Origin of the sequence: Xenorhabdus griffiniae (assembly GCF_001028135.1) — a bacterium.
Taxonomy (GTDB): domain Bacteria; phylum Pseudomonadota; class Gammaproteobacteria; order Enterobacterales; family Enterobacteriaceae; genus Xenorhabdus; species Xenorhabdus bakwenae.
The window spans coordinates 23,505-30,394 of sequence record NZ_LDNM01000025.1 but is presented as its reverse complement, the minus strand read 5'-3'; the positions used below and the strand labels follow the sequence as shown (position 1 = coordinate 30,394).

Annotated in this window: 6 protein-coding genes; all 6 read left to right on the top strand. The window is 54.3% G+C overall.

The window, feature by feature from the left end; translation table 11 throughout:
* Positions 1 to 173 precede the first annotated feature (173 nt).
* The 6 genes from AAY47_RS07215 (at position 174) to AAY47_RS07190 (ending at position 6,890) form a co-directional block, all read left to right on the top strand.
* Positions 174 to 572 carry a TIGR03757 family integrating conjugative element protein gene (locus AAY47_RS07215; RefSeq protein ID WP_047768327.1) on the top strand — a complete coding sequence of 133 codons (399 nt, stop codon included), beginning with the start codon at positions 174 to 176 and terminating at the stop codon, positions 570 to 572.
* Positions 569 to 1,537: a TIGR03756 family integrating conjugative element protein gene (locus AAY47_RS07210; RefSeq protein ID WP_047768326.1), complete on the top strand. Its 969-nt coding sequence runs from the start codon at positions 569 to 571 to the stop codon at positions 1,535 to 1,537. The genes AAY47_RS07215 and AAY47_RS07210 overlap by 4 nt, the downstream gene beginning before the upstream one ends.
* A gap of 27 nt (positions 1,538 to 1,564) precedes the next feature.
* Complete coding sequence (locus AAY47_RS07205; protein WP_047768324.1) at positions 1,565 to 3,001, top strand: integrating conjugative element protein; 1,437 nt, start codon at positions 1,565 to 1,567, stop codon at positions 2,999 to 3,001.
* Positions 3,002 to 3,007: 6 nt separating this feature from the next.
* Complete coding sequence (locus AAY47_RS07200) at positions 3,008 to 3,343, top strand: hypothetical protein (protein ID WP_047768323.1); 336 nt, start codon at positions 3,008 to 3,010, stop codon at positions 3,341 to 3,343.
* Positions 3,340 to 4,854: a conjugal transfer protein TraG N-terminal domain-containing protein gene (locus AAY47_RS07195; protein ID WP_047768321.1), complete on the top strand. Its 1,515-nt coding sequence runs from the start codon at positions 3,340 to 3,342 to the stop codon at positions 4,852 to 4,854. Before AAY47_RS07200 ends, AAY47_RS07195 begins: the two co-directional genes overlap by 4 nt.
* A gap of 338 nt (positions 4,855 to 5,192) precedes the next feature.
* Positions 5,193 to 6,890 carry a ShlB/FhaC/HecB family hemolysin secretion/activation protein gene (locus AAY47_RS07190; RefSeq protein ID WP_047768319.1) on the top strand — a complete coding sequence of 566 codons (1,698 nt, stop codon included), beginning with the start codon at positions 5,193 to 5,195 and terminating at the stop codon, positions 6,888 to 6,890.

Genomic DNA, 6,890 nt, shown 5'->3' with positions numbered 1-6,890 from the left:
AGATTTAAGCAAGCCAACCATACATCAAAATGAGTGTTGCAAAAACGGGGAAGACCATAGATTGCTTTGTACTTCAATCCTTTTTTTCATTTTTCGGAAAACTAATTAAGGGCTGATTTCTGCAACACATTTCTTCAGGCTATCCCGATGGTTAATGAAACGGGAAATGCACTATGTGGAAGTCGGCTTTATTGCTTTGGGTGGGAGTGCTGGCCTCATTATCGGCCAATGCGAAGATAGTTATCTATACCGACAGCCAGCATCCTCCCGTCAATTTTTCCCCGGACACACACATTGTCTGGCTGGATGCGGCTGAACAACATCAGAGACAAATCTTCGCTCACTTGTCTGCCGACCCGCAGCAAGCGGCGAGAGAGGCACAAGTGATACTGCAATCTCCCCAATGGCGTGAGCAGGAGCACCAATTTATCAATGCCTATCGTGCTGTTGTTGATGCCTGGCAATCAGGGGTGCGCAAGTACCCTGCCGTGGTATTTGATGACCGGGACGTCGTGTATGGTACGGCGGATGTGGCAAAAGCGAACGCCCTCAGGGAGCAGCGTCAACCATGAAGACACCCCGCCTTGCTTTTCCTGTTGTCATCACGCTGGTTGCTGCGTTTGCGCCCTTTGCGCAGGCTTCCCTCAACACCGCTCAGATTGTGGCCAGCAGTCTCTCACCCGCCTGTATTCAGTGGCGGGTCAGTAGTATTTGTTACTGGCTGTTTTGTTCCTGGCACGGCTGCACGGTAAAAACCTCGGTTAAAGTCACTCATTACCTGCCTGAAGCGGTCGTGTCCACCTATCATGCGCCCGGCGGCAACCCGTGGTCAGAAATGGCCCAGGTCAGCCGGTTATCCGGCGGGCTGGAAAATGCCGTCACCGGGGCGTTATCTTACCTGACCGCAGGCGGGGGTAATCACAATACCCAGATTGCAGGACAACGGCGCACCAGTCTGCGTTTTAAATATGCGGATGCCATCGGGCATCCCGCTACCAGCCTGATAGGCGGGCAAATTCCCGGTTATTCCTGCCGCAGTGCCGCCACTCCGTTGGTACCTTATTTTCTCAGCACATTGGATACCGTTGCATGGCGCACCGGGTTGCCGGAGTCGTTCTATCCTGAAGCGCTTATTCCCGGTCAGCGTGAGCTGGGCAGCCAGATGGCCGCCAATCTGTGGGGCACTGTTTACCCGCGCTCAGGCTTTGTCACTCAGACCGATGATGACAAAGCGTCTGCCGTGGTGGCGCAGCGGGTGGCGGATATTATCACCCGTGCCGGGCAGCCGCATGTTTATCAGGCATTAAAAGGTCAACGCGCTGACGGTTATTGGCCCCCCGAACCGGTAACAGAAAATACCGGCAAGAAAAATCACCAGTGGCAGCGGTTATCACCGCAGTTAAGCCCGTCCTGCGCGGTGTTTCCTGACGGAGAACACACTGCTGCCATTGACGGCAATCAGGCGTATGCCCTGTGGCAACCCTACAGCTGTTGTCAGCGTCGGGGACAGCGTTTTCTCGGCAGTACGGATATCTGAATAAGGAAATGAATAAGGAAATGAACAATGACGAGAAGAAACAGGTTATTGCTGATATTGGGCGGACTGGCAACCGCATCTGTACAGGGTAATACGCCGGTGGTGTCCCTCTCATTACCGCAGGTGAATAACAGTGTGCTGGGCTATGGTGCCGATGTCAGTGGTGCGATCTCAGACTCCCTGTTTTATACCCTTGGCGGTGGCTCTGTGATTTCACAGCCGGCGACCCGCCGTTCCCTGACCCAACTGGGCGGACTGGAACTCGGCTGGAGTTCCGATTTGATGTGCGGTAATTTTGATTTGAAAACCACGGTCGGCAACCAGCTGAACGGCATTACCGCCGGATTTAAGAACCTGATGAGTGAGGTGATCCAGGGGGCCACCGGCGCGGTGGCCAGTCTTCCTGCCATGATCATTCAGCGTGCCAATCCGGGACTCTATGACATGCTGACCAATGGGGTCTTGCAGGCCAATGTGGCGTTCGATAAGGCCCAGTTTAATTGTCAGAACATGGCGAAGCGGATGATGAATTTTGCTGAAAACAGTAAATGGACACAATCTGCTGCTCTGCAGGAGTATAAAACGCTGGTTAACAGCGGGGATGCGGATGCAGTGAGAGTGAATAATGCCGGCAGCAAATCGACCGGCACAGGCGGACATCAGTGGATTGGCGGGAAGAAACAGGGGGGCAAGGGACAGAGTGCCATCCGGCCTACCCGTGATTTAGCCAGCGCGGGGTTTAATATGATGAATCACCTGCCGGTGCTGAGCCAGTCGTCAGTCAGTACCAAACAGTGTGATGGCGGTGCCTGTCGCCAATTCCAGAATTCCACCGAAGCGGCGGCGGCTGTGGTGAAAGTGCTGGGTGACCGGGCTATCCGCACCTGTGCCAATGCCGCGGAATGCACCAGCGGCGGGGCGTCCCAGCAACCGGGCGTGACGGTGGCCGGCACCGGCTTTGCGCCGATGCTGGAAGAGAACACCAAAGCCAATATTGAACAGCTGGTGAAACTGGTCAATGGCACGGAAAAACCGACCGCCGCCAATCTGGCCAAACTGAAAACCGGCAGTCTGGCCGTGACCAAAGGGGTCATTCAGGCCTTGCAGCGAGATCCGGACAGTGCCGCATTGACCGCGCGTCTGGCGGGGGAACTGGCAATGGCTGAGACCACCGAGACCGCATTGCTGATGCGGCGAATGCTGATCACCGGCATGTCAGAGCCCAATGCGGCTGCCCAGCCGGAAGCTCTGGAAGAAGGAGAACGGCGGATTGATGCGCTGGATCGGGAAATCAATGCGCTGAAAAATGAAATGTTGCTGAAACGGGAACTGTCGCGCAACGCCATCCTGACCATTATTGAACGGGAAAATCGCCGGATTGAAGCCCATCCCCAAAAGCAAGTGCCGGACAGTACCGATGCCCGTTTTTATCAGCTGGAAATGCCCCACAGTGAACGGCGGTAAGATGATATGGCAGCGATGATCACCACATTGAGAAAAGGTGTTGTGCTATTACTGATTATTGCTTTGGTGATAGTTATCAGTTTAGCGATAGGCTGGGCCGGGCTGCATCAGGCGGAAAATATCACCGAGATGCACCATTGGGTGACCGAAACCAGGGGATTTTGGTTAGTCTGGCGATTATGCCTGTATGCCGTGCTGGGCTGGGGCAGCCGGAAAATCGGGCAAAGGACAATACACCAACCGGAATACCGCGCCACATTGATACGAGTGATGGTAGTCAGCCTGCTGTTTATTGTGCTGGGTGAATATGCCCTGTCAGGCCATCTTGAGGGAATTGCATGACCACCAACAGCTATCTGGAATACTTTCTGACCCTGCTTGGCTGGGTGGTCAATAACGGATTATGGCAAATTCTGATTGCCACCGGGTTGTTTACAACACCTTTAGTGATAAAGGTCATCGCGGTCTGGCTGAAAGTGAGAGAGTGTGGCGAAGAGGAAGGCCGTGGTGGATTGCAGTCACTGGCCCGGATCGAAAATACCTTGTACAGCGCCTTCTTCGTGATGGTGGTGTGTTGTGTGCCGCTGGTCAATGTCAGCCTCAGTACCCTTCAGTATGACCCGTCCCGTGCCAAAAGCTGTGGCATCTGGACACCGAAAGCGCCGGATAAAAGTGGTTATGCGCCGGTGATCGCCAGCCTGAATAATCAGACGGCGGCGGTGCCCCTCTGGTGGGCCGTGGTACACCGGCTGTCAAAAGGATTAACGCAAGCGGCGGTGGCCTCCATTCCCTGCCGGCCGGATTTAAGGCAGCTGCGTTTTGAGGTGCAGCATACCCGTATCAGTAGCCCAGCACTGGCGGCGGAATTGCAGGATTTTACCAATGATTGTTACGCACTGGCACTTTATCAGTGGAAGCAACGGGATCAGGGACAAACTACCGATCCGGCCACACTGCATGATATTGAATGGCTGGGCAGTCGCACCTTCTTATCCGGCGATTACCACACCCTGCAATCCCGAACGCCCAGGGCGCCATTTCCGTGGCATGAGAGTCGGGACAGTGGCCGTCCTAATACCGGGCAGGGCGGTTATCCCACCTGTCAGGCCTGGTGGTCAACCCCCAAAACCGGACTGGAGGCCCGGGTACTGGCTCAGGCCGATCCGGGATTATGGCTGCGTTTGTCGGCGGCCCTCAAAATGCTGGGCAAAGAAACCCGTGAATATCAAGAAGCGGTGATCCGCCGTCTGGTCAGCCCGGTGAATCTGACCGTATCTCAGGAAGGCTATGTGTATGCGGGCTATGGGGGCAACGCGGATTTTACGGTCTGGGACGGTTCCAACCGGGTCGGTGCGGCGGCGGGAACCGTATTAGGGGGATTAATCAGTACTCCGATGTTTGATGCGGTACGTCAGGCTTTACCCATGATGCAGGCGGTGATCCTGATGGCGTTGTATATCCTGATCCCGTTGATCCTGCTGTTTTCCGCCTATGAATTTAAGACGGTACTCACACTGACGTTTGCTCTATTTTCTTTGAATTTCCTGACCTTCTGGTGGGAAACCGCCCGCTGGCTGGACAGCTATTTACTGGACGCGCTGTACGGCTCAGACACTCATAGCCTGTTTAATCTGGCAGGCATTCAGAACACCTCGGACGATTTGATTATGGGGCTGGTGATGGGCACGTTGTTTATTGTGCTGCCGATGGTCTGGCTGGGCGCATTAGCGTGGGCCGGGGTGCGAATGGGCGATATGGCAGGCATGATGAGCCAGGGCGTGGGACAGGTCAGGCAGTCAGCCGGTATGTTCGGGCAGATGGTGATGCAGAAGATGTTGTCGAAGGGAAAGTAGTGAGACACGTTTTTGTCATAAAGCGGGGAGCGTTGTTCCGTCAGAATACTCTGAAAAACGTGCTACTTATTACTTTTCTTCATCATATTTGTCGTGCTTTTGTTTTTGCAGCAGAAAAAATGCAGATGAATATGCTTAATGTTATCCCTGATATGTCTAATGAATGTTAATTTATTGCTGTTTTGTTGCGTAATTACAGTTGATTAGTCTAAATATCCGTTTTTTTGATCATCTGTCGATCAGGTTGATTGAAAATAAAACAATTTCGACCATAATACCCTGTCTCCTGTTTATCCCAAAATCATTCAATAATAATTAAGTATTCTATTGGTTCAATTATGGCAACGGTAACGTGCAGCAACCTGTTCGCAGGGTTGGCCGGATGGGCTGTATTGGCTATTCACCCTGTGCAGGCAGATGACCAACCCTTTATTCATCAAAAACAGCAGCAACAGGCACTGGAACAGCGTTTGGAAGCCAGGGCACCGACGGTGCGGCTTTCGGATGAAACGGTATCCCCATCTGCATTGAAATTTCCCCCCGAATCGCCCTGTTTTGTGATCCATCACGTGACGCTGTCCGGTCAGGCCGCGTTGCCGCACTGGTTGCCATTGCAACGGCTGGCGGATCAGGCCAATGGGCACTGTCTGGGGGCGCAGGGGATTGGCCTCCTGATGAGCACGATGCAGAACCGGCTGATTTCCCACGGCTGGGTGACCACCCGCATTCTGGCGCCGGAGCAGGATTTGAGTCAGGGTGAACTGAAACTCAATGTTGTTGCCGGCAAAATCCAGCAGGTGCGCTATACCGAGGCGTCGGATACATACGCGACGCTGTATACGGCGATGCCGGCCCATGAGGGCAATGTATTAGATCTGCGTGATATCGAACAAGGCCTTGAAAACCTTCAACGTATCCCTAATGTTCAGGCCTCCATGGAGCTGATGCCGGGTGAGCAGCCGGGTGAGAGCGATATCCTGATCAAACGCCAGCAGTCGCGTTTCTGGCATGTCGGGGCCTGGGTGGATAACAGCGGGACCAAAACCACCGGGCAGACGCAGGGCGGGCTGATGCTGGCGCTGGATAACCCGACGTCGCTGAGCGACCTGTTTTATCTCTCCCTGAGCCGGGATTTGGCGTTTTCCCACCGCAAGGACTCCACCAACTATACCGCGCATTATTCGGTGCCGTTCGGTTACTGGCAGTTTGCGGTCACCGGCAGCAAATACCACTATATGCAAACCGTACCGGAACTCAACGGGGATGCCCGATATCGCGGAAAAAGCCGCAGCCTGAACGCGCAATTAAGCCGTGTCCTGCATCGTAATGCCCGTTCAAAAACCACATTAACTTATGGTGTGAATGTGCGTGAAACCCGCAATTTCATGAAACAGACCGAAATTGATAACCAGAAACGCCGCACCAGCAGCTGGAGCCTGGGGCTGGATCACCGCCATTATATCGGCACCGCCGTACTGGATGCCGGGGTGCGTTACCAGCAAGGCACCCGCTGGTTTGGGGCGCTGCCTGCCTGGGAAGAGCGATACAATAAAAGCGATCCCTATTATGTCACGGCAAAATCAGAAATTGTCCAGTTATCGGTGGCACTGAATACGCCCTTTAAGCTGGGCCGCCAGTCCTTTCAGCACAAGGTTGAATACCAGAAGCAATGGAGTCATACCCCGCTGACACCGCAGGATCAGTTCAGTATCGGCAGCCGCTGGACGGTGCGCGGCTTTGACGGGGAACGCACGTTGAGCGCCGATGAAGGCTGGACGCTGCGCAATACCCTGTCATGGCAGACCCCGTTGCCGGATCAACAGCTTTATCTGGGGGCGGATTACGGCCGGGTCGGCGGACATGGGTCAGAAACGATTATCGGGCGCACACTGGCCGGGGGCGTTGTCGGTCTGAAAGGCCATATCCGCCCGGCAAATCTGGCCTATGACGTGTCGGTCGGTACGCCGTTTTCCAAACCGGATGGGTTTAAAACCGACGCTGCCCACGTCAATTTCAGCCTGAACTGGCAGTACTGA

Excerpts from the sequence above, each read along its gene's own strand:
- AAY47_RS07205 (WP_047768324.1), top strand. The coding sequence starts at position 1,565 with ATGACGAGAAGAAACAGGTTATTGCTGATATTGGGCGGACTGGCAACC.
- AAY47_RS07190 (WP_047768319.1), top strand. The coding sequence starts at position 5,193 with ATGGCAACGGTAACGTGCAGCAACCTGTTCGCAGGGTTGGCCGGATGG.
- AAY47_RS07200 (WP_047768323.1), top strand. The coding sequence starts at position 3,008 with ATGGCAGCGATGATCACCACATTGAGAAAAGGTGTTGTGCTATTACTG.
- AAY47_RS07215 (WP_047768327.1), top strand. The coding sequence starts at position 174 with ATGTGGAAGTCGGCTTTATTGCTTTGGGTGGGAGTGCTGGCCTCATTA.
- AAY47_RS07195 (WP_047768321.1), top strand. The coding sequence starts at position 3,340 with ATGACCACCAACAGCTATCTGGAATACTTTCTGACCCTGCTTGGCTGG.
- AAY47_RS07210 (WP_047768326.1), top strand. The coding sequence starts at position 569 with ATGAAGACACCCCGCCTTGCTTTTCCTGTTGTCATCACGCTGGTTGCT.